Consider the following 23,438-nt stretch of genomic DNA (forward strand, 5'->3'; position numbering starts at 1 on the left):
TCTCCCGTGCTGTGGACTGGTGGCGGACCTATAAGCCGAAGACCGCCGAGAAGGGAGACGCCGTCATGCCCGGCGGAGCCGCGTATCCACGACTTCAGCCATGGCCGCCGGCCGCCGCGGCGACGAGCGCGCGGGTGTAATCCTCCCGCGGACGGGCGAGCGTCTCGCGGCAGGCGCCCTCCTCCACGATCCGTCCCGCCTTAATGACCGCGATCCGGTCGCACAGCGTTTCGACCACCGCGAGGTCGTGGCTGACGAAGATCATGGTGAGGCCGCGCTCGGCCCGAAGACGCTTCAGCAGCGCGAGGATCTGCGCCTGCACGGAGACGTCGAGCGCCGAGACCGGCTCGTCGAGCGCGACGACGTCGGGTTCGGCGATGAGCGCGCGGGCGATCCCGGCGCGCTGGAGCTGGCCGCCCGAAAATTCGTGCGGATGACGCTCGGCGTGCTCCGCGCGAAGGCCGACGAGCTCGAGCGTCTCGGCCGTCCGCCGGCGCCGGTCGGCCCGGCCGAGCCTCGTCAGGCCGATCAGCGGCGCCTCGAGGCTCTGGCCGATGGTGCGGCGCGGGTTGAAGGCGCTCGCGGCGTCCTGGAACACGAACTGGGCGCGTCGGCGCAAGGCCGCCCGGCCGCGCGCCGTCTTCGGATCGAACGTCTCGCCCGAGGCCGCGACCGCGCCCTCGTCGGGCGCCAGCAGCCCGACCATGACGCGGGCGAGCGTCGATTTCCCGGATCCGGACTCGCCCACGACGCCGAGCGCCTCGCCGCGCGCGACCGAAACCGAGACGCCGTCGAGCGCGGCGCGGCCGCCATAGCGCTTCGCCACGTCTTGCGCCGCCAGCGCGGCCACCTCAATACCGGCCATCCGCCACCTCCAACACGCGGATGCAACGGGCTTTTCGGCCGCCGCCGAGGTCGGAGAGCGCGATCGGCCCGGCCGCGCAATCGGCCACGCCGATCCGGCAGCGCGGCGCGAACGAACAGCCCTGCGGCCGGCCGTCGATCGGCGGCGGCCCGCCCTCGATCGCCTCGAGCGCCCGGTCCGGCTTGCCGAGCTTCGGCGCGCAGGCGAGAAGCCTCGCGCTGTAGGGATGGCGCGGGCTTTGGAGCACCTCGCGGGTCGGCCCTTCCTCGACGATCTCGCCGGCGTACATCACCGCGACCCGCTCGCAGAGCGCCTCGATCACCGAGAAATCATGGCTGACGAAGACGAGCGCCGCGCCGCGTTCCGTCCGCAGTTTCTTGAACAATCTCAGCGCCGTAGCCTGCGTGGTGGCGTCGAGCGCGGTCGTCGGCTCGTCGGCGATCAGAACCTCCGGATCAGCCGCCACCGCCATCGCGACGCCGACGCGCTGGCGCTGGCCGCCCGAAAGCTCGTGCGGATAGGCCGAGAAAATGCGTTCGGGATCAGGAAGTTCGACCTCGACGATCAGCTCGCGCGCGCGCGCTTCCGCAGCCTTCGCGGCGACGCCGCCATGCGCCGCGACCGCCTCGGCGATCTGCCGGCCGACGGCCATGACGGGGTTCAGCGTGGTCGAGGGATCCTGGAACACATAGGCGATCCGGGCCCCGCGGACCGCCCGCAAGTCTTCGAAAGACAACGCGAAAATGTCCTCGCCCCGCAGCGCCGCGCGGCCGCCGACGATCGCGCCCGGCGGCGAGGCGACGAGCCGGGCGAGCGACAGCGCCGTGACCGACTTGCCCGACCCGGACTCGCCCACGATCCCAAGAGAACCGCCGGGTTCGAGCGCGAAGGAGACCTCGCGGACCGCCGCGTGACGCCCCGACGGGAGATCGAACGCCGTGGTGAGAGCCTCGACCGCAAGCAGCGGGTCGGCGTCCTGCGTCGCCGTCGACGGGCAGCGGTCGGCGGGTCGCTCGACCGCCGTGGCGGCCGCCGGCGCCCCGCCCCGCCCGTCGGCCATGCGCGGGTCGAGCAGGTCCCGCAGGCCGTCGCCCAAGAGATTCAAGCCGACGACCAGCAGGAAGGTGACGACGCCCGGGACCGCCGCGACATGCGGCGCGACCGCGAGCGTCTTGCGGCCGTCGCCGAGCATCGAGCCGAGATCGGCCTGCGGCGGCTGCGCGCCGAGGCCGAGAAACGACAGGCCGGCGGTCTCCAGGATCATCCAGCCGATGGTGGTGGCGGCCGTCACCACGATCAGCGGCAAAACGTTCGGCAGCACTTCCGCGAGGAGAATGCGCAGGTCCGAGAGGCCGGCCATCCGCGCGGCCTCGACATAGTCGCGGCCCACGACCACGAGCGCCGAACCGCGGACCGCGCGGGCGAAGAACGGCACGTTGGCGATCGCGATCGCGATGGCGGCGTTCATGAGGCCGGGCCCGAGCGTCGCCACCACGCCGAGCGCGAGCAGCAGGTAGGGAAACGCCATCAGCACGTCGACCAGCCGCATCAGCGCGCCGTCGACGAAACGACCGTAGAAGGCGGCCAGAAGCCCGATCGCCGAGCCGACGAACGCCGCCGCGAGCGTCGCCAGGGCCCCGACCGCGAGGCTGACGCGCAGACCCCAGACGACGCGCGCGAGCACGTCGCGGCCGAGCTGGTCGGTCCCGAGAAGGCCATGGCCCGAGAGCGGCGGCATGAGGCGTCGCGCGGGCTCGGCGAGATCGGGGTCAGCGAGCGGAAGGAGCGGCGCCAGGACCGCGGCCGCGACGAACATGCCGACGATCCCGAGCCCGACCGCCGCGAGCGGCTGGCGGACGAGCCGCGACAGCGCTCCGGCGCGGCCTTGGCTTCGGGGCGCTTCGATCGCCGTCGCCGTCACGTCTTGATCCTCGGATCAAGCGCGGCCTGCAGCAGGTCGGTCGCGACGTTGATCGCGACGTAGAGCGTCGCCACGACCAGCACGCCGCCCTGCACGAGCAGCACGTCGCGGCGGCCGATCGCCTCGACCAGCATCCGGCCGATGCCCGGCCACTGGAACACGGTCTCGACATAGACAGCGCCGCCCAGCACGTATCCGGCTTGCAGGCCGATGACCGGGACCACCGCGACAAGCGCGGGCTTCAGGGCATGGACGCCGATCACCCGGTCCTCGGCGACGCCCTTGGCGCGGGCGGTGCGGACATGGTCCTGCCGCAGCACGTCGAGCATCGCGGCGCGGGTGAGCCGGCCGACGATCGCGGTCGCGACGACCGCAAGCGTGACGGCCGGCAGGACGAGGTGGTGCAGCAGGTCGAAAAGCCCCCGCCCGCCGAACAGCGAGACCATTCCGCCGGTGGGAAACCAGCCGAGCTCCACCCCCAGCCACTGCGCGGCGAGGATGCCGAAGAAGAACGACGGGGTGGAGATCCCGACGAGGAGCAGCAGCCGCACCGCGCCGTCGAAGGCGGTGTTCTGGCGGACCGCCGAGACGACGCCCGCCGCAAGCCCGAAGAACACGCTGAGCGAGAGCGCGGCGGAGGCGAGGATCAGCGTCGGGCCGATACGGTCGCGCACCTCGTCGAGCACCGGCCGGTCGAGCGCGTAGGAGCGGCCGAGATCGCCGGTGAGCACGCCCTTCAGCCAGATCAGGTAGCGAACCGGCAGAGGCTGGTCGAGGCCGAGGTCGGCGTTCAGCCGCGCCACCGTCTCGGGCGTCGCGAAGGCGCCGAGAATGGCGAGCGCGGGATCGCCCGGGATCAGCGCCATGACGAGAAACACGACCACCGACACGCCGAACAGCACGGGCACGGCGAGCGCGATCCGGCGGAGCGCATAGGCGATCATCGGGCGCCGCAGCGGCTGAGGCGGACTGCGTGCTTTCCTCTCCGCATGCTCACTTCTTGTTAACCATACGCAGATCCATCAAAAATGACGGCTGAAGCTCGAACCCCTGAACGCTCGCGGAGACGGCGGCGTCCTGCTTCCAGCTCGCCACGAACGCCCAAGGCGCGTCGTCATGGACGAGCCGGTCGACGCGCCGGTAGAGCGCGGCGCGCGCCTTCGGGTCCTGCTCGGCGCGGGCCTCGTCGAGCAGCCGGTCGAGCTCGGGGTTCTCGTAGTATCCGGCGTTGAAGCCTCCTTTGTCGGGCGTCGCCGAACCCTTGAGCGCGAGCGAGGGCAGCGTGTCGGGGTCGTTCGTCATCCACGCCATCTCGGCCATGGCGGCGTCCTTCAGGCCGCCGTTGACGCGGGCGAGATAGGCGTTCCACTCGAAGGTCTCGACGCGCGCGTCGAGGCCGACGCGACGCAGGTCCGACTGGATCGCCGTCGCCATCGCGATCGGCTCCAGCATGCCGGAGCCGCCCTCGGCCGCGAGCAGGGTGACGCGCGCGCCCTCGGCTCCGGCCTCGCGAATGAGCGCGCGCGCCTTCTCGGGATCGTGCGGATAAGGCGTCACCGCCGGGTCGCTCGCGGGGCCGAACGCCTCGGAGATCGGACCTGCAGGCGCGGTCGCGGTTCCCTGCAGCACGTCGTGGACGAGCGTTTCCCTGTCGATCGCGAGACTGATCGCCCGGCGCACCCGGACGTCCTTGGTCGGCCCTTCGCGGACGTTGAGGATCAGGAACCACAGATGCGGCCCTGCGGCCTCCGCGAGACGAAAACGCGGGTCGCCGCGAAAGGCCGCGACGCTGTCGGCCGGAAGCTCCGGCATCACGTCGAGGCCGCCGGCGAGCATCTCGCTCAGCCGTGCGTTGGCGTCGGCGATCGGCCGGAACACGAGCGCGTCGATTTTCGGCGCACCGTCCCGGTGCTCGCGGTTCGCCTCCAGCCTGACCTGCCGCTCGCTCTCCCAGCCCGCGAAGCGGAACGGTCCGGTGCCGACCGGCGCGCGTGCAAACCCCCGGCCGAGCTTCGTGACGGCCGTCGGCGAGACCATCAGCCCGGCCGGATAAGCGAGGTTCGAAAGCAGCGGGGCGTAAGGCGCCTCGAGCCGCAGCTTTATGGTTAACGGATCGACAACAATGACTTCGCGCACCGGCTTGAAGAAGAAGGAGAGCGGGAACGGGCCGGTTCCGGCCGCCGGATGCTTCGGGTCGAGCATCCGGTCGAGATTGAACTTCACGGCGTCGGCGTCGAAGGGCGTTCCGTCATGGAAGCGAACACCCGGCTTCAGGTGGAAGACGTAGGTCTTTCCGCCGTCGAGGATTTCCCAGCGCTCCGCGAGGCCCGGGCCGACCTCGAGCGTCCCGGGCCGGTAGCGCGTCAGCCCCTCGAAGACGTTGACCAGGATGCGGAAGTCGTTGACGGCCGTCACCGTCGCCGGATCAAGCGATTTCGGCTCCGCGAGCTGGCCGATGACGAGCGTGTCCGGCGGGATCGCGGCGCGGCCGGCCCCCATGGCGACGAGCCCCGCGACGCCCGCGGCGAGCGCGCCGGCCACGCAGATGAATCCCAGTCCCAGACGTCCCATCGCGGCTCGCCGCCTCCCTTCCGGCTCTGCCGTTATGGCGCGCCGTCGGCCACGACCAAGCCGCGGCCTCGGATGGGCGCGACGACCCGCATGGTTACGACACGGTTAAGTGATCACCCGATCTGCATCCCGCCTCCCGCGCCGCGGGTAGCCCCCTCGGACGCACCCGAGTGGGCGTCTTAGCGAGTCGACACGACTGGGAGGACGACGCATGGCGAATGTCACGGGAACGGCCGGCAGCGACTTCATTCACCGCGCGGACGACGGCAAGACGCCGCCGGACGGCGCGAACGACATTCCGCAGACCACCGACGGCCGCGACAGCATCGACGCGGGCCTTGGCGACGACACCATCTTCGGCGGGCGCGGCGGCGACGCCGCCTTCCTCAACGTGCTGACCGACGGGGCGGACGAGATCAATCTCGGCCAGGGCTTCGACCGGGTCGAGGTCGAGGGAAGCGGGACCGGCGAGACGCAGGTGCGGCTCACCTTCACTTCGGCGGAAGTCGGCAACGGCGACACGAACGACAGCGGGACGCTTCCGAACCAGGACGGCGGCCTTGCGGTGCGGCTTCAGGCCGAGGACGGCTCCGACGGCCTCACCGGTCCGATCACCCGCACCGACGACGAGGGCATCACCTTCGTGGCCGGCGACGGCGTGAAGTTCGACGTCCGCGATCTTGTCTCCGGCGCGGCGCGCGGCGACGAATTCGACGTCGTCACGCTCGGAACCTCGAAAGACGACGCGCTGCGCGCCGACGACAACCAGCGCAACCACTACATCAACGGCGGCGCCGGCGACGACGGCATCCTCGGCGGCGTCGGGCGCGACTTTCTGGTCGGCGGAGCCGGCGCGGACGTGCTGAACGGACGCCTCGGCGCCGACAGCTTCATCGGCGGTTCCGGCGACGACTCGATCTTCGGCGGCCGCGGCGACGACGTCGTGTTCCACAACATCACCACGGACGGCGCCGACCAGGTCAATCTCGGGGCCGACGACGACACGGTGAACGTGACCGCCGCCGCCGAGACCCAGGTCCGCCTCACCTTCACCTCGTCCGAGGTCGGCAACGGGAACGCCAACGACAGCGGGACCATGCCCAACCAGGACGGCGGCCTCGCTGTCCGCATGCAGGCCGAGGACGGCTCGGACGGCCTGACCGGCCCGATCACCCGCGTCGACGACGAGGGCGTCACCTTCATCGCCGGCGAGGGCGTGACCTTCGACGTCCGCGACCTCGTCTCCGGCGTCGCGCGCGGCGACGGGTTCGAGGTGGTGCGGCTCGGCACCTCGGGCGACGACTTCCTGAACGCAGTCGACAAGGACCGCGCCTACTACATCAACGGCGGCATGGGGAACGACAAGATCGTGGGCGGCGACGTCGACGACTTCCTGGTCGGCGGCGCAGGCAACGACACGCTGCTCGGCCGCCTCGGCGACGACAGCTTCATCGGCGGCGGCGGCGACGACGTCATCAAGGGCGGGCGCGGAGCCGACACGGTAATCCACAACATCACCACCGACGGCGCCGACCAGATCCAGCTCGACCGCGGCGGAGACGAAGTGGTGGTGAACGCCACGACCCCGACGGAGGTGCGCCTGACCTTCACCTCCACCGAAGTCGGCAACGGCTCGGGCTTCGACTCCGGGACCATGCCGAACCAGGACGGCGGCCTCGCCGTGCGCATGCAGGCCGAGGACGGCGCGGACGGCCTGACTGGCCCGATCACCCGTCGACGACGAGGGCATCACCTTCACGGCCGGGACCGGCGTCACCTTCGACGTCCGCGACCTCGTCTCGGGCGTCGCGCGCGGGAACGAGTTCGAGGTGGTGAAGCTCGGGACCGACGGCGACAACACGATGTTCTTCGACGACCCGTCGCGGGCGACCTACATCAACGCCGGCGCCGGGAACGACAGGTGGTGGGCGGAAACGCCGACGACTTCCTCGTCGGCGGCGTCGGCGACGACACGCTGAACGGCGGCTCCGGCGCTGACAGCATGATCGGCGGCGCGGGCGCGGACGTGTTCGCGTTCTCAAGCCCGCTTGGCGGCGGGAACGTCGACGCGATCCTCGACTTCGCGGTCGCCGACGACACGATCGAGCTCGACGCCGGCGTGTTCCGCAAGATCGGCGAAGGCGGGCTCGACGCCGACGCATTCACGATCGGGACCGCGGCGACCGACGGCGACCACCGCATCATCTACGACGCGGCGACCGGCTCGCTGTTCTACGACCGCGACGGTTCGGGCGATAAGTTCGAGGCTGTCGAGTTCGCGAAAATCACCGCCGGCCTCGACCTCAGCGAGGACGATTTCCGCATCGCTTGACGGGCGCTGCGCCAACGATGAAGAAGCGGGGGCCGGCCCGACCGGCTCCCGCTTTTCGCTTTCAGCCTCCCCGACATGGATCCTGCGGCCTCATTCGGCCTGTTCAGCGCCGCCTTTCTGGCCGCGACGCTGCTTCCCGCCCAGTCCGAGGCGCTGCTCGTCGCGCTGATCCTGTCGGAGACCCAGCCGATCTGGACGCTGGTCGCGGTCGCGAGCCTCGGCAACGTGCTGGGGTCGCTGACCAACTGGCTGATCGGCCGGCAGATCGACCGGTTCAAGGATCGGCGCTGGTTTCCGGCGAGCGAAGCCGGCCTCGAACGCGCCAAGAACTGGTACGCCCGCTACGGGCGCTGGTCGCTGCTGCTCAGCTGGGCGCCAATCGTGGGCGACCCGCTGACGCTCGTGGCCGGCGCGCTGCGCGAGCCGCTCTGGTCGTTCCTGCTGCTCGTCACCGTCGCCAAAACCGGCCGCTACCTCGCTCTTGCGGCGATCACGACCGGCGTCGCCTGAGGCCGCGACGACCCGCCGCCCGCGATCGTGATCGCGCTCCTGCGGGGAGGCGCTATTCTCGTCCGAACAGGCGATCCGCCCGCTGCGGCCGGAGGTGACGCGCATGACCGGCGAGCCCGACGTCTCGACGTTCTTCGATCCCGCCACCAACACCTTCTCCTATGTGGTGAAGGACCCGGACGGGCCGGCCTGCGCCGTCGTCGACAGCGTGCTGGACTTCGACTACGCCTCGGGACGCGTCAGCCATCGCTCCGCGGACCTGATCGTCGCGCATGTGCGCGAGCGCGGCCTCGTGGTCGAATGGCTGCTCGAGACCCATGTGCACGCCGACCATCTGTCGGCCGCGCCCTACATCCAGCAGGCGCTCGGCGGCCGTGTCGCGATCGGCGCCGGCATCCGCGAGGTGCAGGAGACCTTCGGAAAGGTCTTCAACGAGGGCACGGACTTTCAGCGCGACGGCTCGCAGTTCGACCGCCTGTTCGAGGACGGCGACGCGTTCTCGATCGGCGGCCTCCCGGCGCGCGTGCTGCACACGCCGGGCCACACCCCGGCCTGCGTCACCTATGTGATCGGGGACGCCGCCTTTGTGGGCGACACGCTGTTCATGCCCGACAGCGGCACCGCGCGCGCGGACTTTCCCGGCGGCTGCGCCCGCACGCTGTTCCGCTCGGCGCAGCGCGTGCTGGCGCTGCCGCCCGAGACGAGGCTGTTCATGTGCCACGACTACGGCCCGAACGGCCGCGTGATCCACAACGAGACGACCGTCGCGGCCGAGCGCGCGGCCAACATTCATGTGCGCGAGGGCGTGAGCGAGGACGACTTCGTGAAGCTGCGCACCGAGCGCGACGCGACGCTCGCCATGCCGCGGCTCATCATCCCCTCGCTGCAGGTGAACATGAAGGCCGGCGAACTGCCCAAGCCCGAAAGCGACGGCAGGCGTTACCTGAAGATCCCGATCGACGGGCTGTGACGCTGAGCCGTGACCGGCGGCGCCGTCGGTCGCGACGTCAGGGAATGACGCTGTCGCGGATCTCGACCTTCTGGTTCAGCGCAGTGAACCGAGGCGCCTCGGCGGCGCGACACGCGACGATGCGCAGATCGACGGCCTCGGGCGAAAAGGACGCCTTGGCGCTCGCGGCCTTGTCGCGCACATAGCCGGTGTCGAGGTCGCGCAGCACCAGGCCATCTACGCCCTCGAACTCCGACGCGATCGCGCCTGCGCGGACCATGACGTTCTGCAGCCGGACATCGGCGTGCCGGACGTCGGACTTCCGATCCGCGCGCGTGACCCTGAAGCCGGCCACCGGCGCCGCGTCGCCGACGGACGGATCCGAAAACACCGAGAAGCCGCAGTTCTCGAAAGACGCGCCGCCAAGCGGCTTGAACGTGGTCGCATAGACCCCGCGAGCCAGCGTGCGGGCTTGGACGTTTCGAAACCTGACGTCCGAATAAGCCGGCGCAGCGCGGGCGTCGGCCTTCCTGTCCCGGAACCGCACGGCCGTCTTCGAATTCTCGATGATCCCGTCCACCAACGCGATCCGGGACGCGGTTCGAGACAGCGACAGGTCGGCGCCGGTCTGGTCGTGAAACACGACCGCTTCGTATCGATTTTCGTCCTGTCGGACCCCGTCGTCGTCTAAGCCGCCCGGCGACCTGATCTCGAAGTTCGAGATCCGAACGTCCGTCAGATCGAACGGCGCCCGCGACTTCGCGGCGACGACGAAGAAGATCGAAGTCTTGTGCGCGCCTTCAAGCAGGATGTTCCGCGCCGACACCTTCCGGCACGCGAGAAAAAAGAGGCCGCGCTGAATGAACGGCTCCTGCAGGGCCCCTCCGAAACGGTGGTCGCGCGCCTGATGCCGGAATCCGTCGATCTCGACGTCCTCGCAGCAGTTTAGCAGCAGACCGTGCTCTCCGTTGTAGGCGAGACACCTTTCGATCTTTATCCCGCTGACCGGCTGATCGATCGCGTAGCCCCGCGCGTGGCGCGGCTTGTCGATGTTGAGGCCGAGGGCGGCGAGCGCATTTGTGCCCTCGCCGCCCTCGCACTCCCGCAAGGTGACGTCGCGGCTCGCGAAGCTGATGTCCCAGTTGTTTCCGGTGGTGTATTTTTGCACCTCGGTGCGCGACTTGCCCTTCAGGATCAGTCGTTCGAACAGGATCGCGCTCGACCGATACACTCCGACCGTGGCATTGCGCGGGTCACCGGCCGCGCCGGTCGCTTCGGCCTCGCATCTTTCCAACGTCGATCCGTTTCCGCGGATGGCGACATTGTGGACGTCGTCGAGCGCCCAGGCGACCTGCCCCCACCCAAATCCTCCCCGCTGACCGCCCTCGTAAGGCGAGGCCGCGACCCTGAAGGTCTCCTGTCGCGGAAAAACGATCTCGCCGCCCCCGCGTCGCGAAAGCTCGCGCGCGGCCTCTGTCAGCAAAGCCGCGTTTTTCTTCGCCTTGGCCAGAAGGTCCGGATCGTCGTCCGACACGGACCTGAACAGGCCCAGATCCGCCACGTCCACCCGTTGAGCAGACCGCCCCTCAGCGTCGTCGGCGCGCGCCAGAGTAGGGAGGCCGGGCAGAGACGCCGCCGCTCCCAGCGCCTGAATGAGCCTGCGACGGTCGATGCGAAGGCTCATGAGGATCCGATGGCCTTTCCGCGAACGCGACGCGCCCGCAAGGCGTCGCCGGGTCATCGACGACGCGTCTTGATCCTGCTGACCGGTCGCGGTTCCGCTCCCCGGATCAGAACCGGGTTCATGGCTGAAGATAATCGAAAACCAGTCGGTTGCGATCAACCGGAGCTTCGTTCAGCCGGAGCCTCGATTTCCTGCGGCGGGCGGCGGCGAATGCGTTCAGCCAATCCCGGGCGTCGTCCGGCGATCGGCCCCGCCTTGCTGCGACGGGGCCGTTGGCGCCGCTCAGTCGTCCAGATGCTCGTTCGAGATCGAGCCGGTGCGCGGGTCGATGTGGAATTCGTAGATCTGGCCGTTCTTCACGCCCTTGGCCTCCCAGCGGCCGTCGTCGGCCTCGATCTCGGTCACCTGCGCGTAGCCGGCGTCCCTGGCCTTCTGGGTCGCTTGCTCGATGGTCATCCAATCCGCGCCAGGACGGTCAGCGAGCGCGGGGCTGATGAAGCCGAGCGCGAGAGCGGCGGCGAGGGCGATCTTGGCGGTGGTCATGTCCAAAGCTCCTTGGTGTGAACCTGTGGAGCCCTTTTGGCGGCGCGCCCCCATATTTCCCTGATAGGCTTTGTCAGCCGTTTATCAGCTTCGCCGCCTTAGCCTCCGACCATGCCGAAACCTCTTCTTGCGCTCGCGACCGCCCTGCTCGTCTCTCTGTCCGCTCACGCCGCTTTCGGCGACGAGAGCGACCAGGACCGGGCGCGCCGGGCGCTCGAGCGCGGCGAGATCCGCCCGCTCGACCAGGTGCTCGACGCCGCACGCAAGGCGCTGCCGGGAGACGTCGTCAAGGTGGAGCTCGACGAAGACGACGGACGCTGGACCTACGAGATCAAGATCCTGACGCCCAGCGGCGAGCGGCGCGAAGTCGAGATCGACGCGAAGTCGCTGCGTGTGCTGGAGATTGACTAGGAATGCGTGTGCTGGTGGTCGAAGACGAGCCTCGGATCGCCGCCGACGTGAAGCGCGGGCTCGAGCGCGCGGGCTTTGCGGTCGACCTCGCGGACGACGGCGAAAGCGCCTGGTTCCAGGCCGACGTCGAGACATATGACGCCCTGGTGCTGGACCTCGGCCTGCCGAAGCTCGACGGCCTGAGCGTCCTCAGAAAGCTCCGCGCCGCCGACAACGCCGTGCCGATCGTCATCCTGACCGCCCGCGACGGCTGGCGCGAACGCGTCGACGGCATCAACGCCGGGGCCGACGACTATCTGACGAAGCCGTTCCGGATGGAGGAACTCGTCGCACGGCTGCATGCGGTGCTGCGGCGGACGGTCGGCCAAGCCTCTCCGCTGATGCGCGTCGGCGAACTCGAGCTCGACCCGCGCACGAAGATCGTTACGGTCTCAGGCAAGGCGCTGTCGCTGACGCCGCTCGAATATCGTCTGCTGGCCTATCTCCTCCACCGGTGCGGCGACGTGGTCTCGGCCGGCGACCTGCTCGACCATGTGTATGAGAGCGGAACGGACAGAGAGGCCAACGCCATCGAGGCGCTGATCGCGCGGCTGCGCCGCAAGCTCGGACCGTCGCTGATCAAGACGCGTCGCGGCCACGGCTATGTCGTGCCGGCCAACGCGCGGTGACGCGCGGCTCGCTCCGTCTTCGCCTCAGCATCGCGGCCGCGGCGCTTGTGGCGCTCGCGCTCGCGCTCGGCGGCGTCGGGCTGTTCCTGCTCTTCGAAGCGGCGCTCGACCGGCGCACCGCTGACGAACTGAACCACACCGCCCGGCTCCTCGCCGGCGGCGTCGGCTTCGACGCTTCCGGCGGAATAACGGTCGACCGGCCGCCTGCAGACCCACGCTATGCGACGCCCTATGGCGGCCTCTACTGGCAAATCGAAAGCGCAGAAAAGGAGCCGCTGCGCTCGCGCTCGCTGTGGGACCAGACCATCGCCCTGCCCCGTTCGCCCGACGCCGACATGGCTCATCACGCCACGATCGATCTCGAAGGCTTCGACGGGAGGCCGCTCATTGTGGTGTTCCGCACCGTCCGGATCGCGTCCGCGCCGAACAAGCCGCTTGTCGTGATCACCGTCGCTATGGACCGCGGCCAGCTCGCGGCGAGTCGCGGCATGGTGCTCTGGCTGCTTCCCGCCTCGCTCGCGGCGCTCGGACTTCTTCTCGCCCTCGCCATGGCGGCCTTCGTGCGCCGCGCGCTCAGCCCGTTCAGGACGCTTCGCGGAGAATTGCAGCGCGTGCATGACGGACGCGACGAGCGCCTCCGCGGCAGCTATCCAAGCGAGGTCCAGCCGCTGGTCGACGATCTGAACCGGCTCGTGGCCCAACAGGAGTCAGCGCTTGGACGCGCGCGGACGCAAGCGGCGGACATGGCTCACGGACTGAAGACCCCGCTTGCGGTGCTCGACGCTCTCGCGCGCAGGATAGAGGAGCGCCACCCCGCGCTGAGCGCCGAGATCGACGAGCAGTCGCTCGCCATGCAGGAGCAGGTGTCGCGAACGATCGCCCGGGCGCGGAGCGCGACGGCCGCCGGACTCCAGAAGAGATCGACCCCCGTCGCGCCGGTGCTGGGGCAACTGGTCGCGGCGATGAAGAGCCTGCCCGGTTCGGACCGGATCTCGTGGCGCGTCGAGACGTCCGGGCACGCTCTGTACCCAGCATCCGAGGGCGAGCTTCTCGAGATGCTCGGCAACCTTGTGGACAACGCGCGCAAATGGGCCCGGACGAGCGTGACGATCTCCGTCGTGGCGAAGTCCGGCGGCGGGGCGATTTCAGTCGAGGACGACGGGCCGGGAATGGCCGCGGCTGAGATGGCCGCGATCGACCGGGGACGACGCTGGGACGAGGCGACGCCGGGCACCGGTTTCGGGCTTGCGATCACGCGCGACCTCGCCGCCTCGACGGGCGCACGCCTGCGCCTGTCGGCCGCGCCTTCGCGCGGGCTTCGGGCCGGGATCGAATGGGGGGACGGGTGAAAGTCGCGCCTCTCGCCTTGCGGGCATGAGGGTTTTCGGCTGGTAGGCCTGGCCGGACTTGAACCGACAACCAGACCGTTATGAGCGGTCGGCTCTAACCATTGAGCTACAGGCCCCCGCGGCAGGGATACGCCGAAGCGGGGCGGCTTGTCATCTCGGCTTTGACGACTGCGGTCCCGGAAAACGACCCTCCGCGCCTTCCGCTCGGGCGCCTTGCGCGCCATCATGGTTCTCAGGAGCCGAACAAGCGCCCGGGACAAACCGGGCCAGGCGGCTCCGCCGCGGCCGACCGCGAGAGGAGAGGACCCCCGAGATGAGCGACGTCAGGACTCCGCCCGAACCCTTCCTGTCCACCAACATCGAGCCTCATCCTCCTCATCCCGCCGACAAGGCCGGAGCCGAGGCGTTGCGCAACCCGCCCACGACCTTGCGGATCGTGATCGTGCTCTATGCGATCGCGCTCGTCGCGATGGTGGTCGCGATCGCGGTGCTGAAATCCCCAGGAAGCTGAAGCCTCCCACGTGACGGCGCTCGCTGCGGTCCTGCGAACTGCTATAAAATAGAAGACGTCCCGCGCGCCGGGACGCCTTCTGCCGCGTTTCGAGGACCGCCTTTCCACATGACCGCGCCCGCCACGACCGAAACAGGCGCCGCCGCGGAGGAAGGGCTCGGCTTCCGCCCGCTCTACGCGCAAGTGCGCGATCGGCTGATCCGGCGGCTCGTGGACGGCGTCTGGGCGCCCGGCGAGCCCCTGCCGAGCGAGATGCAGCTCGCCGCCGAGCTCGGCGTCAGCCAGGGCACGGTGCGCAAGGCGCTGGACGCCATGGCGGCGGAGAACCTGGTGGTGCGCCGGCAGGGGCGCGGCACCTTCGTCGCGCGGCATGACGAAGAACGGATCATGTTCCAGTTCTTCAAGCTGGTCGGCGACGACGGGGCCCGCACCTTCCCGCAAAGCCGGGTGCTGTCGGTTTCGGCCGCGCGCGCCAACGCCGGCGAGCGAGACGCGCTGAAGCTCGAGCGGGACGCCAAGGTCGTGCGCATCCGGCGGCTGCGCTCCTTCGGCGAGACGCCGGCGATCGTCGAGACGCTGACTCTGCCGGAGACGATTTTTCCCGGCCTGTCGGCGATGGAGATTCCGAACAATCTCTATGGGCTCTACGCCATGCATTTCGGCGTGACCGTCGCGAGCACGCGCGAGCGCATCAAGGCGGTCGCGACATGCGCGCAGGACGCCGAGACGCTCGGCGTTCCGGCCGGAACGCCCGCGCTCAAGATCGACCGGCTGGCGCTGTCGATCGAGCGCCAGCCGGTCGAATGGCGCGTCTCGGTGTGCCTCACCGAGCGCTTCCACTATCTGTCGGAGCTCCGCTGAAAGCCCGGCCCCGAAGGGCCGGTGCGGCGCGGTTCAGTTCTGGACCTTCTGCTCCCCGCTTTCGGCGAAGACCTTCTTCCAGGTCGCGATCTCCCGCTCGAACTTGGCCTTGTGGGCCTCGACGCTGAGCTCCGCCTCGGGGAACACCGACGTGCCCACCTCCTTGAAGCGGGCGACGATCTTGGGATCCTTCAGCGCGACCTGAAGCGCGTCATGAAGCTTCGTCACGACTTCGGCGGGCGCGCCCTTCGGCGCGTAGAGCGCGTGCCAGATCTGGAACTCAAATCCCTTCAGGCCCGCCTCCTCGAAGGTCGGCAGATCCTTGACGACGTCGAGGCGCTGCTTGGACGAAACCGCATACGCCTTCACCTTGCCGGCGAGGAACGGCGGCACGCCGGTGGTCGACTGGTCGCAGAGCACGTCGACCTGACCGCCCATCATGTCGTTCAGCGCCGGCGCGTTGCCGCGATAGCTGATGAGATTGAACTTTGAGCCGAGCGCCCGCTGCAGCAGCAGCGCGCAGAGATGCGAGTTCGACCCGATCCCGGCATGCGCCACCGACACCGACGGCCCGTCGGACTTCAACTTCGCGAACATCGCCTTTGCGTCGGCGGCCGGAAAGGCGGTCTTGGACGTCAGGATCATCGGGCCGCCGTTGACGAGCCCGAGCGGCTGGAAGGCGGTTCCCGCGTCGTAACCGAGATTGTCGTAGAGCGAGGCCGAGGCGGCGAGCGCCACGTGGTGGATCAGCAGCGTGTAGCCGTCCGGCTCGGCGCGGGCGACGCGCGCGGCCGCAAGCGTGCCGCCGGCGCCGGTCACGTTCTCGATCACGATCTGCTGGCCGATCGTCTTCGACATCGAGTCGCCGACGAGGCGCGCGATGATGTCGCTCGGACCGCCAGCCGCGAAGGGCACGATCAGCGTGACCACGCGGTCGGGATAAGCGGCGCGCGCCGGCGAAGCGGCGGCCGTGAGCGCGACCGCGACGCCGGCCGCGGCGGCCACGGATCTGAAAAGTGCGAGAAAGCGCGTCTTCGACGTCATGCGGAGCCTCCCGGCGGGTTTCGTTTCCTCTGGCGCGGCGGCGGATCTTTCTCGTCCGCCTGCCCGCCCGGCGCGGGGCGTTTCACCCTCGCGCCGACGTGCAGCCGATCGGCTGCGACCCGAATACGGTATCATATCTTATATAAGACTAGCGCCGATCGAGAGGTTTGGGACGCCACATTCCAGTTTTTCTACGACTTGAGTCAAGATACTCGGAAAGATCAGACGAGGGCCCGTTGACGCACGAAATGTCTTGTGTCTTATACAAGAGTAAGAGCGCACGGATGAACCGACGACGCGCCGCCGGATCACGCGAGGAGGATCGCCTGACGATGAGCGACAAGACCAACGGGGACGGCCGCGTCCCGCACGTTCTCGCCCACAGCCCGAAGGACAATGTCGCCGTCGCGGTGATCGAGGGACTGAAGGCCGAGACCGACGCTTTCGGCGTCGTGACCGAGAACAACGAGAGCTTCGGGATCTACGTGAAGAACGACATCCCGATCGGCCACAAGGTCGCGCTCACCGATCTCAAGGCCGGCGACACGGTGATCAAGTACGGCCAGGACGTCGGCAGGATCGTCGCGGACATCGCCAAGGGCGAACACGTCCATACGCAGAACATGAAGACGAAGCGCTGGTGAGGAGACACGACCATGGCTGACGTCCTGCCCCAGGGGGAGACGCCCTTCGTCGGCGGCGCTCCGGACCAGCACTTCACCTCGCAGATCGCGCAGAAGCGCGCCTCTGAGGACTTCGTCAACGCGACCTTCACCGGCTGGCGCCGCGAGAACGGCCGCGTCGGCGTGCGCAACCACGTCGTGATCCTGCCGCTCGACGACCTGTCGAACGCCGCCTGCGAGGCGGTGGCGAACAACATCAAGGGCGTGATGGCCCTGCCCCACGCCTATGGGCGGCTGCAGTTCGGCGAGGATCTCGAGATCCACTTTCGCACGCTGATCGGCGTCGGCTCGAACCCGAACGTCGCGGCGGTCGTGGTCATCGGCATCGAGGAGCAGTGGACCAAGCGCGTCGTCGACGGCATCGCCAAGACCGGCAAGCCGGTCGTCGGCTTCGGCATCGAGCAGCATGGCGACATCGCCACCATCGCCCGCGCGAGCTATGTGGCGAAGAAATACGTGCAGTGGGCGACCGAGCTTCCGAAGGAAGAATGCCCCATCACCGACCTCTGGATCTCGACCAAATGCGGCGAGTCCGACACGACGACCGGCCTCTCCTCCTGCCCGACCGTCGGCAACATGTACGACAAGCTGATCCCGCACGGGATCTACGGCGTGTTCGGCGAAACCTCCGAGATCACCGGAGCCGAGCATCTCTGCAAGGAGCGCGCGGCGTCTCCGAGATCTCCGAGAAGTGGTTCCGTATGTGGAAGTCCTACAGGACGACGTCATCGAGGCCCACAAGACCGACGACCTCTCGGACAGCCAGCCGACCAAGGGCAACATCGAGGGCGGGCTCACCACCATCGAGGAGAAGGCGCTCGGGAATCTCGAGAAGATCGGCCACGAGTGCAGATACATCGACGCCCTGCAGCCGGCTGAAGCCCCGGCCAAGGGCCCAGGCCTCTACTTCATGGACACGAGCTCGGCGGCCGCCGAATGCGTGACCCTGATGGCGGCGGCGGGCTACGTGGTCCACACCTTCCCGACGGCCAGGGCAACGTGATCGGCAACCCGATCGTCCCGGTGATCAAGATCACGGGCAACCCGCGAACCGTGCGCACCATGGGCGAGCATGTCGACGTCGACGTCTCCGGCGTGCTGCGTCGCGAGATGACGATCCCGGAGGCCGGCGACGCGCTGATCGACATGATCATCCGCACCGCCAACGGCCGCCTCACCGCCGCGGAGGCGCTCGGTCACCGCGAGTTCGTGATGACGAAGCTGTACCGCAGCGCGTAGAGCGCGCTTCTCCCTCCTCGCGCCGAAGGCGTGGGGAGGGTGGCGCGTCGCCGTCAGGCGACGTGACGGGTGGGGTCTTGGGCGTAGAGCGCAGTCCTGAGTTCTTCGCCATGCCCTGAAACGCACCCCACCCTTACCCTCCCCTGTCCCAGGGGAGGGATGCGTTTGACGTTTCCGCAGAGGTCCCCTTGCCCAAGATCGTCATCAGCGAATTCATCGACGAAGCCGCGATCGCGGAGCATCTCGGCGCTTTCGAAGTCGTCTATGACCCCGACCTCGTCGACCAGCCGGAACGCCTCGCGAAAGAAGCCGGGAACGCCGACGCGCTGATCGTGCGCAACCGCACGCAGGTGCGCGGGGCCCTGCTCGAGGGAGCGACGAAGCTGATCTGCGTCGGGCGGCTGGGCGTCGGGCTCGACAACATCGACGTCGACGCCTGCAAGGCCCGGAACGTCGACGTCTTCCCCGCAACCGGCGCCAACGACGTCTCGGTCGCCGAATACGTCATCGGGACCGCGATGGTCCTGCTGCGCGGCGCGTACGTCTCGACGCCCGAGATGGCGCAAGGCGCCTGGCCGCGCAACGCGCTGTCGGCGGGCCGCGAGATCTCCGGAAAGCGCCTCGGACTTGTGGGCTACGGCTCGATCGCCCGGGAGACCGCTCGCCGGGCGATCGCGCTCGGAATGAGCGTCGTCGGCCACGACCCTTATGTGCCGGCCGACTCCCCCGCATGGGGCCAGACCATCCCGATGTCGCTTCCCGAACTTCTCAAGACCTCCGACGTGGTCTCTCTGCACGTGCCCTTGACCGACGGCACCCGCGGCCTCATCGGCGCCGGAGCGCTCGCGTCGATGAAGCGGGACGCGATCCTGATCAACGCCGCGCGCGGCGGCGTCGTGGACGAAGCGGCGGTCGCGAGCGCGCTCAAGGAGAGGCGTCTCGGGGGCGCGGCGCTCGACGTGTTCGACGCCGAGCCGCTCAGGGGCGCGGCGGCGGAGATCTTCGCCGGGGTCCCGAACCTCATCCTCACCCCCCATGTGGCGGGCGTCACGGCGGAATCGAACGTGCGCGTCTCGGGCGTCACGGCGGCGTCGGTCGCCAAGCGCCTGACGGGAGCCTGAGCCGCGATGCCGAAGCTGACGCTCGCCGAAGCCCGCAGTCTTGTCGCCGCCGCTATGGAGCGTAACGGGGCGGCGCCCGCGAACGCCGCCAGCGTCGCGCGCGCCCTCGTCGGGGCCGAGGCCGACGGGCTGAAGGGCCACGGCCTGTCGCGCGTGGCGACCTACGCCGCGCAGCTCCGCGCGAGGAAGGTCGACGGCGAGGCGACGCCCGTCGTCACGCGGCCGCGCCCAAGCGTCGTCGCGATCGACGCCGCCCATGGCTTCGCCTATCCGGCGCTCGACGCGGCCGTCGCGGCGCTCCCCCCCACAGCGCGCGAAACCGGGCTCGCCGCCGCCTCCATCCGCCGCTCCCATCATTGCGGCGCGGCCGGCCAGCCGGTGGAAGCGCTCGCCGAAGCCGGGCTCGTCGCGATGCTGTTCGCCAACACGCCGGCAGCCATGGCGCCGCATGGCGGGCGCGCCGCCGTGTTCGGCACCAATCCCATCGCCTTCGCCTGCCCCCTGCCCGGCCGCGCGCCGCTCGTGGTGGATCTCTCGCTCTCCAAGGTCGCGCGCGGAAACGTGCTGGCGGCCAAGCAGCGCGGCGAAGCGATACCGGACGACTGGGCGCTCGACGCCGAGGGTCGCCCCACCACCGATCCGGCCGCCGCGCTTTCCGGCACCATGGCCCCGCTCGGCGGCGCGAAGGGGGTGGCGCTCGCGCTGATGGTCGAGCTTCTGGCGGCCGGCCTGACCGGCTCGCTGTTCGCGGCCGAGGCCTCGAGCTTCCTCGACGACGAGGGCGGACCTCCCGGCGTCGGCCAGCTGATCCTCGCCTTCGACCCCGCCGCCTTCTCGTCGAGCGCGCCGGAGCGCTTCGCCGTCCTCGCCGGGGCGATCGAGGCCCAGGAGGGCGCGAGGCTGCCCGGAGCGCGCCGCCTTGCGTTGCGCGCCAAGGCCCAAACGGAGGGGCTCGACGTCTCCGAGAGCGTCCTCGCCGACCTGACGGCGCAGGCCCGGGCGGCCTGAAGACGCGCATAGCGGGCGCCCTCTCAGATTTATTCGGCGAAGGCGGCGGACGGCGGCGCGCCGACGCGCTATGTCGCTCGGATGGTCGCGGACCGCCGTCGCGGCCGCACGCCCCGAGGAGACCGCCGCCCGATGATCTTTCCTGCGACCACTGCGGTCTTCGCCGCCTTGCTCGCGCTGGTCTATGCGGGACTCAGTTTCTGGGTGGTGGCCGGCCGGTTCTCGAGCGACGTGCTCCATGGTGACGGGGGAAACCAGACGCTGCTGAAGCGCATTCGCAGCCACGGCAACTTCATCGAATATGTCCCGCTCACGCTGATCCTCATCGGCCTGCTGGAGGCCTCCGGCGCCGGCGGCGGACTGGTGACGACGCTGCTGGTCGTGCTCCTCGTCGCGCGGATTCTGCATCCGATCGGCATGATCGCGCCGAAGAATTCTCCGCAACAGTTCGCCTGCCGCGGCGGAGGGATCATCGCCACCATTCTGGTGATGACGATCGCCGCCGTGACGCTGCTCGCGCGCACGGTCTGACGCTCCCATGGCCGCCAACAAGGAAATCGAGCTCAAGCTCGTCGGCGACGCCTCCGACCTCGACGCGCTCGAGAGGTCGGCCCGCTGATGGAAGCGGGCCCCGCGCGCACGACGTCGTTGTCCTCGACCTATTTCGACGCCCCTGACCTGCGGCTGCACAAAGCCGGGGTCGCGCTCAGAATTCGCGAGATCGACGGAGGCCGGCGCCTCCAGACCGTGAAGACGCGCGGCGACGGCCTGTTCGCGCGCGGAGAATGGGAATCGGCGGTCGAACGCCGGGAGCCGGACCTCAACAGCCTGAAGGGCACGCCCGCAGCTGGCCTGTTCTCGGCGGACGAGCCCTTCGACGCGCTGTTCACGGTGGCGGTCGAGCGCACGGTCCGACAGGTGACGCGCGGCCGCTCGCGTATCGAGATTGCGATCGACCGCGGCCGGATCTTCAAGTCGGCGGATCCGGTTTCGGCGATCGCCGTCGGCGAGGTGGAGCTCGAGCTTCTCGCCGGCGCGCCGCAGGACCTGTTCGCGCTCGCCGCCGACATCATGGCCGCCGCTCCCTTGCGGCTCGGCGTCGCGAGCAAGAGCGCGCGCGGCCACGCCTTGCTGGAAGGGCGGCTCAACGACGTCGCCAATGCCCAGCCGGTGCCGTTCGGCGACGAGCCGAGCGCCGCCGACGCGTTCCGCGCGATCGCGAACGCCTGTCTCGTGCAGTTGCGGATGAACGAGGACGTGATGCTGGCGCGGCGCGATTCGGACGCCCTCCACCAGACGCGCGTCGCGATCCGCCGGCTGCGCTCCGCCTTCTCGCTGTTCGGCCCGCTGCTCCGGCACGCCCGCACGGACGAGCTGAAGGCGGAGTTGAAGCGATTGTCCGAACCGCTTGGTCCGGCCCGCGATCTCGACGTATTCCTCGCCGAGACGCTGGCGGACGAGCGCGAGCGACGGCCGGATGAATCCGGGCTGCTCAACCTCGAAAAGCAGCTTCAGACCCAGAAGGCGAAGGCCTATGACGGGGCGCTCGCGACGCTGCGGTCCGACGAGTGGCGCAGGCTCGTGGTCGAACTCGCTGGCTGGATCAATGTCGGCGCCTGGCTGCGCTCGCGCGATGAGCAGATCGCCAGGCAGATCGCGGGTCCGGCGCGGGACTTCGCCGCCACGGTGCTCGAGAAGCGCTACCGGCAGGTCCGCCGCAAGAGCCGGCGCATCACCAAGATCACCGACGAGAAACGCCACGACGCGCGCATCTCGGCCAAAAAACTGCGCTACGGATCGGAATTCTTCGCCGACCTCTTCGCCGACAAGCCGAAGCGCGAGCGGAAGCGCGTGGTCTTCGTCAAGGCGGTGAAGCGGCTGCAGGGCCGTCTCGGCGCGCTCAACGACGTGGCGACCGGACATGAGCTGATGGCGGACGCAGCCCAGACAGGGCGCTCGCGTTCGGCGGCCTTCGCGGCGGGCGTCACGGCCGCCGACGGCGACGCGCGCGCCGACGCGCTGCTGAAGGAGGCCAAGGAGACGCGCAAGGCGTTGATGGCGGCCGAGCCGTTCTGGCGGTGAGCCGCCCGCGCCGTCAGTCTTTCTCGTACATGATGATCGACAGATAGGTCATCGGCTTCTTCAGCAGGCGCTCCGGCCCATGCGGCGCGCCCGAGTCGAACAGCAGCGTGTCGCCGGGCTTCAGGTGATAGCTGTTGCCGCCATGGGCGTAGACCACCTCGCCGGTGAGCATGTGGATGAGTTCCGTCCCCTCGTGCTGGAAGGCGGTGAAGGGGGCGGCGTCCTCGGTCAGGGTGATGAGATAGGGCTCGCAGGCCACCGGCCCGCCAAGCATGTGGCCGAGCAGCTCGTAGTGGTGCCCGACCTTGGTGCCGCGCCGCTGGATCACCACGCCCTGCCCGGCCGGCACGTGCGAGCAGTCGCGCCGCTCCTCGAATTCGGAGAACAGCAGGCTGATCGGCACGTTGAGCGCCGCCGCCAGCGTCTGCAGCGTCGTCAACGAGGGAGAGATCTGGCCGTTCTCGATCTTCGAGAGCATGCCGGTCGACACCGTGGCCGCGCCTGCGAGTTCGGCGACCGTCAGCCCCATCAGCTTGCGGTGGTGGCGGATCTGGAGGCCGATCGCTTGTTCGAGCGTGCGGCGCTCCTGCGCCGCCGGAGCGCCCGATCCGGTGACGTAATCCTCCGCGTCGTCGATCGCCGAAGCGTCGACGGATGCGGCGGCCTCTTGGGAGGATCTTTTTGCCATCGTGCTCCTCGGCGCCTGTCCCGGCGAACGCCGGGAGAACCGAAGCATAGCCGCCGATGGCGCACGGCGGAACTCACGCGTCGCGGCCCTGCGACGCATTGAGCGCGAAGCAATTGTGGAACCCGGATCGGCCTCCATCGTTATCGGATGGCAACTATCGGGGAGACACGGCATGACGGAGCTCAGCGCGGAAGAGCGCGACACGCTGAATCAGCTGGTCGTGCGCGACGCCTTCGGCGTGTTCGACGGCGAAACCCTGTCAAATCTTCACGCGCGCGGTCTGGTGGCCTTTTCGCTCGACGGGTGGGAGGTGACGCAGCTTGGCCTGCTCAGCATCGACCAGCGCGTCTACGTCTAGTTTGCAGTCTTCGACGACAGACCGAGCGGGCGCGACGCGT

The 23,438-nt window shown here is 69.3% G+C and carries 22 protein-coding genes, 1 tRNA gene and 1 pseudogene; 15 read left to right on the forward strand and 9 right to left on the reverse strand.

From position 1 onward, the window contains the following. Nucleotides 1–94: 94 nt before the first annotated feature. From K6K41_RS04985 to K6K41_RS05000, 4 genes are read right to left on the reverse strand one after another with little or no spacing between them, the layout of a single operon-like run. Nucleotides 95–865: an ABC transporter ATP-binding protein gene (locus K6K41_RS04985; protein ID WP_261404145.1), complete on the reverse strand. Its 771-nt coding sequence runs from the start codon at nucleotides 863–865 to the stop codon at nucleotides 95–97. Beyond that, nucleotides 852–2,786, reverse strand: a complete 1,935-nt coding sequence (locus K6K41_RS04990) for a dipeptide/oligopeptide/nickel ABC transporter permease/ATP-binding protein (protein ID WP_261404146.1) — start codon at nucleotides 2,784–2,786, stop codon at nucleotides 852–854. The genes K6K41_RS04985 and K6K41_RS04990 overlap by 14 nt, the downstream gene beginning before the upstream one ends. Then, nucleotides 2,783–3,730 (reverse strand): ABC transporter permease, encoded by a 948-nt coding sequence (locus tag K6K41_RS04995; protein ID WP_261404147.1) that lies wholly within the window; start codon nucleotides 3,728–3,730, stop codon nucleotides 2,783–2,785. Before K6K41_RS04995 ends, K6K41_RS04990 begins: the two co-directional genes overlap by 4 nt. A gap of 49 nt (nucleotides 3,731–3,779) precedes the next feature. After that, nucleotides 3,780–5,357: an ABC transporter substrate-binding protein gene (locus tag K6K41_RS05000; RefSeq protein WP_261404148.1), complete on the reverse strand. Its 1,578-nt coding sequence runs from the start codon at nucleotides 5,355–5,357 to the stop codon at nucleotides 3,780–3,782. Between the two features lie 211 nt (nucleotides 5,358–5,568). Here K6K41_RS05000 and K6K41_RS05005 point away from each other — a divergent pair, with 211 nt between their 5' ends. The 3 genes from K6K41_RS05005 (at nucleotide 5,569) to K6K41_RS05015 (ending at nucleotide 9,169) form a co-directional block, all read left to right on the forward strand. Further along, nucleotides 5,569–7,689, forward strand: a complete 2,121-nt coding sequence (locus tag K6K41_RS05005) for a calcium-binding protein (RefSeq protein ID WP_261404149.1) — start codon at nucleotides 5,569–5,571, stop codon at nucleotides 7,687–7,689. 75 nt (nucleotides 7,690–7,764) lie between these two features. Then, complete coding sequence (locus K6K41_RS05010) at nucleotides 7,765–8,199, forward strand: YqaA family protein (protein WP_261404150.1); 435 nt, start codon at nucleotides 7,765–7,767, stop codon at nucleotides 8,197–8,199. Between the two features lie 103 nt (nucleotides 8,200–8,302). Next, nucleotides 8,303–9,169 carry an MBL fold metallo-hydrolase gene (locus tag K6K41_RS05015; protein WP_261404151.1) on the forward strand — a complete coding sequence of 289 codons (867 nt, stop codon included), beginning with the start codon at nucleotides 8,303–8,305 and terminating at the stop codon, nucleotides 9,167–9,169. A 37-nt stretch (nucleotides 9,170–9,206) separates the two neighbouring features. On the opposite strand, the gene K6K41_RS05020 is transcribed toward K6K41_RS05015, so the two are convergent. Together K6K41_RS05020 and K6K41_RS05025 are read right to left on the reverse strand one after the other, a co-directional pair. Continuing rightward, the gene (locus K6K41_RS05020; RefSeq protein WP_261404152.1) at nucleotides 9,207–10,832 is read right to left on the reverse strand and encodes a hypothetical protein; all 1,626 of its coding nucleotides are present in this window, start codon (nucleotides 10,830–10,832) and stop codon (nucleotides 9,207–9,209) included. 282 nt (nucleotides 10,833–11,114) lie between these two features. Then, nucleotides 11,115–11,375 (reverse strand): PepSY domain-containing protein, encoded by a 261-nt coding sequence (locus K6K41_RS05025; RefSeq protein WP_261404153.1) that lies wholly within the window; start codon nucleotides 11,373–11,375, stop codon nucleotides 11,115–11,117. Nucleotides 11,376–11,486: 111 nt separating this feature from the next. Between K6K41_RS05025 and K6K41_RS05030 the strand changes: the two genes are divergently transcribed. Genes K6K41_RS05030 through K6K41_RS05040 form a run of 3 tightly spaced genes read left to right on the forward strand, consistent with a single transcriptional unit; the run spans nucleotide 11,487 to nucleotide 13,803 of the window. Continuing rightward, nucleotides 11,487–11,786: a PepSY domain-containing protein gene (locus K6K41_RS05030; protein ID WP_261404154.1), complete on the forward strand. Its 300-nt coding sequence runs from the start codon at nucleotides 11,487–11,489 to the stop codon at nucleotides 11,784–11,786. 2 nt (nucleotides 11,787–11,788) lie between these two features. Further along, nucleotides 11,789–12,454 (forward strand): response regulator transcription factor, encoded by a 666-nt coding sequence (locus tag K6K41_RS05035; RefSeq protein ID WP_261404155.1) that lies wholly within the window; start codon nucleotides 11,789–11,791, stop codon nucleotides 12,452–12,454. Then, a complete protein-coding gene (locus K6K41_RS05040) occupies nucleotides 12,451–13,803 on the forward strand; it encodes a sensor histidine kinase (RefSeq protein WP_261404156.1) in 1,353 nt (450 codons plus the stop codon). Before K6K41_RS05035 ends, K6K41_RS05040 begins: the two co-directional genes overlap by 4 nt. A gap of 40 nt (nucleotides 13,804–13,843) precedes the next feature. On the opposite strand, the gene K6K41_RS05045 is transcribed toward K6K41_RS05040, so the two are convergent. After that, nucleotides 13,844–13,919: transfer RNA gene (locus K6K41_RS05045), tRNA-Ile, on the reverse strand. Nucleotides 13,920–14,116: 197 nt separating this feature from the next. Between K6K41_RS05045 and K6K41_RS05050 the strand changes: the two genes are divergently transcribed. Together K6K41_RS05050 and K6K41_RS05055 are read left to right on the forward strand one after the other, a co-directional pair. After that, a complete protein-coding gene (locus K6K41_RS05050) occupies nucleotides 14,117–14,314 on the forward strand; it encodes a hypothetical protein (RefSeq protein WP_261404157.1) in 198 nt (65 codons plus the stop codon). Between the two features lie 108 nt (nucleotides 14,315–14,422). After that, the gene (locus K6K41_RS05055) at nucleotides 14,423–15,175 is read left to right on the forward strand and encodes a GntR family transcriptional regulator (protein ID WP_261404158.1); all 753 of its coding nucleotides are present in this window, start codon (nucleotides 14,423–14,425) and stop codon (nucleotides 15,173–15,175) included. A gap of 33 nt (nucleotides 15,176–15,208) precedes the next feature. Here the strand turns inward: K6K41_RS05055 and K6K41_RS05060 are convergent, their stop codons facing one another. Continuing rightward, the gene (locus K6K41_RS05060; protein WP_261404159.1) at nucleotides 15,209–16,219 is read right to left on the reverse strand and encodes a tripartite tricarboxylate transporter substrate-binding protein; all 1,011 of its coding nucleotides are present in this window, start codon (nucleotides 16,217–16,219) and stop codon (nucleotides 15,209–15,211) included. A gap of 332 nt (nucleotides 16,220–16,551) precedes the next feature. Between K6K41_RS05060 and K6K41_RS05065 the strand changes: the two genes are divergently transcribed. The 6 genes and pseudogenes from K6K41_RS05065 to K6K41_RS05090 all read left to right on the forward strand — a co-directional run bounded on the left by K6K41_RS05065 (nucleotide 16,552) and on the right by K6K41_RS05090 (nucleotide 22,352). Then, on the forward strand, nucleotides 16,552–16,863 hold the full coding sequence (locus tag K6K41_RS05065; RefSeq protein ID WP_261404160.1) for a UxaA family hydrolase: 312 nt from the start codon (nucleotides 16,552–16,554) through the stop codon (nucleotides 16,861–16,863). A gap of 12 nt (nucleotides 16,864–16,875) precedes the next feature. After that, nucleotides 16,876–18,141 (forward strand): annotated as a pseudogene (locus K6K41_RS05070) (UxaA family hydrolase). Between the two features lie 188 nt (nucleotides 18,142–18,329). After that, nucleotides 18,330–19,262 carry a hydroxyacid dehydrogenase gene (locus tag K6K41_RS05075; RefSeq protein WP_261404161.1) on the forward strand — a complete coding sequence of 311 codons (933 nt, stop codon included), beginning with the start codon at nucleotides 18,330–18,332 and terminating at the stop codon, nucleotides 19,260–19,262. A gap of 6 nt (nucleotides 19,263–19,268) precedes the next feature. Continuing rightward, nucleotides 19,269–20,270, forward strand: coding sequence for an Ldh family oxidoreductase (locus tag K6K41_RS05080; RefSeq protein WP_261404162.1), 1,002 nt, complete (start codon nucleotides 19,269–19,271; stop codon nucleotides 20,268–20,270). Between the two features lie 132 nt (nucleotides 20,271–20,402). Continuing rightward, nucleotides 20,403–20,801, forward strand: coding sequence for an MAPEG family protein (locus tag K6K41_RS05085; RefSeq protein ID WP_261404163.1), 399 nt, complete (start codon nucleotides 20,403–20,405; stop codon nucleotides 20,799–20,801). A gap of 87 nt (nucleotides 20,802–20,888) precedes the next feature. Next, entirely contained in the window at nucleotides 20,889–22,352 is a 1,464-nt protein-coding gene (locus K6K41_RS05090) for a CYTH and CHAD domain-containing protein (protein WP_261404164.1), read from the forward strand. Between the two features lie 13 nt (nucleotides 22,353–22,365). On the opposite strand, the gene K6K41_RS05095 is transcribed toward K6K41_RS05090, so the two are convergent. Then, complete coding sequence (locus K6K41_RS05095; protein ID WP_261404165.1) at nucleotides 22,366–23,040, reverse strand: helix-turn-helix domain-containing protein; 675 nt, start codon at nucleotides 23,038–23,040, stop codon at nucleotides 22,366–22,368. A 172-nt stretch (nucleotides 23,041–23,212) separates the two neighbouring features. On the opposite strand from K6K41_RS05095, the gene K6K41_RS05100 reads away from it, so the two are divergent. Continuing rightward, entirely contained in the window at nucleotides 23,213–23,398 is a 186-nt protein-coding gene (locus K6K41_RS05100) for a hypothetical protein (protein WP_261404166.1), read from the forward strand. The last annotated feature ends 40 nt before the right edge of the window (nucleotides 23,399–23,438 follow it).

Source organism: Chenggangzhangella methanolivorans (assembly GCF_019797865.1).
Classification (GTDB): domain Bacteria; phylum Pseudomonadota; class Alphaproteobacteria; order Rhizobiales; family Methylopilaceae; genus Methylopila; species Methylopila methanolivorans.

Bases quoted from the DNA above. Each gene is read 5' to 3' on its own strand.
- K6K41_RS05055 (WP_261404158.1), top strand. From the start codon at position 14,423: ATGACCGCGCCCGCCACGACCGAAACAGGCGCCGCCGCGGAGGAAGGG.
- K6K41_RS04985 (WP_261404145.1), bottom strand. From the start codon at position 865: ATGGCCGGTATTGAGGTGGCCGCGCTGGCGGCGCAAGACGTGGCGAAG.
- K6K41_RS04995 (WP_261404147.1), bottom strand. From the start codon at position 3,730: ATGATCGCCTATGCGCTCCGCCGGATCGCGCTCGCCGTGCCCGTGCTG.
- K6K41_RS05090 (WP_261404164.1), top strand. From the start codon at position 20,889: ATGGAAGCGGGCCCCGCGCGCACGACGTCGTTGTCCTCGACCTATTTC.
- K6K41_RS05010 (WP_261404150.1), top strand. From the start codon at position 7,765: ATGGATCCTGCGGCCTCATTCGGCCTGTTCAGCGCCGCCTTTCTGGCC.
- K6K41_RS05100 (WP_261404166.1), top strand. From the start codon at position 23,213: ATGACGGAGCTCAGCGCGGAAGAGCGCGACACGCTGAATCAGCTGGTC.
- K6K41_RS05000 (WP_261404148.1), bottom strand. From the start codon at position 5,357: ATGGGACGTCTGGGACTGGGATTCATCTGCGTGGCCGGCGCGCTCGCC.
- K6K41_RS05025 (WP_261404153.1), bottom strand. From the start codon at position 11,375: ATGACCACCGCCAAGATCGCCCTCGCCGCCGCTCTCGCGCTCGGCTTC.
- K6K41_RS05030 (WP_261404154.1), top strand. From the start codon at position 11,487: ATGCCGAAACCTCTTCTTGCGCTCGCGACCGCCCTGCTCGTCTCTCTG.
- K6K41_RS05020 (WP_261404152.1), bottom strand. From the start codon at position 10,832: ATGAGCCTTCGCATCGACCGTCGCAGGCTCATTCAGGCGCTGGGAGCG.
- K6K41_RS05050 (WP_261404157.1), top strand. From the start codon at position 14,117: ATGAGCGACGTCAGGACTCCGCCCGAACCCTTCCTGTCCACCAACATC.
- K6K41_RS05080 (WP_261404162.1), top strand. From the start codon at position 19,269: ATGCCGAAGCTGACGCTCGCCGAAGCCCGCAGTCTTGTCGCCGCCGCT.
- K6K41_RS05015 (WP_261404151.1), top strand. From the start codon at position 8,303: ATGACCGGCGAGCCCGACGTCTCGACGTTCTTCGATCCCGCCACCAAC.
- K6K41_RS05095 (WP_261404165.1), bottom strand. From the start codon at position 23,040: ATGGCAAAAAGATCCTCCCAAGAGGCCGCCGCATCCGTCGACGCTTCG.
- K6K41_RS05065 (WP_261404160.1), top strand. From the start codon at position 16,552: ATGAGCGACAAGACCAACGGGGACGGCCGCGTCCCGCACGTTCTCGCC.
- K6K41_RS05035 (WP_261404155.1), top strand. From the start codon at position 11,789: ATGCGTGTGCTGGTGGTCGAAGACGAGCCTCGGATCGCCGCCGACGTG.
- K6K41_RS05005 (WP_261404149.1), top strand. From the start codon at position 5,569: ATGGCGAATGTCACGGGAACGGCCGGCAGCGACTTCATTCACCGCGCG.
- K6K41_RS05085 (WP_261404163.1), top strand. From the start codon at position 20,403: ATGATCTTTCCTGCGACCACTGCGGTCTTCGCCGCCTTGCTCGCGCTG.
- K6K41_RS05060 (WP_261404159.1), bottom strand. From the start codon at position 16,219: ATGACGTCGAAGACGCGCTTTCTCGCACTTTTCAGATCCGTGGCCGCC.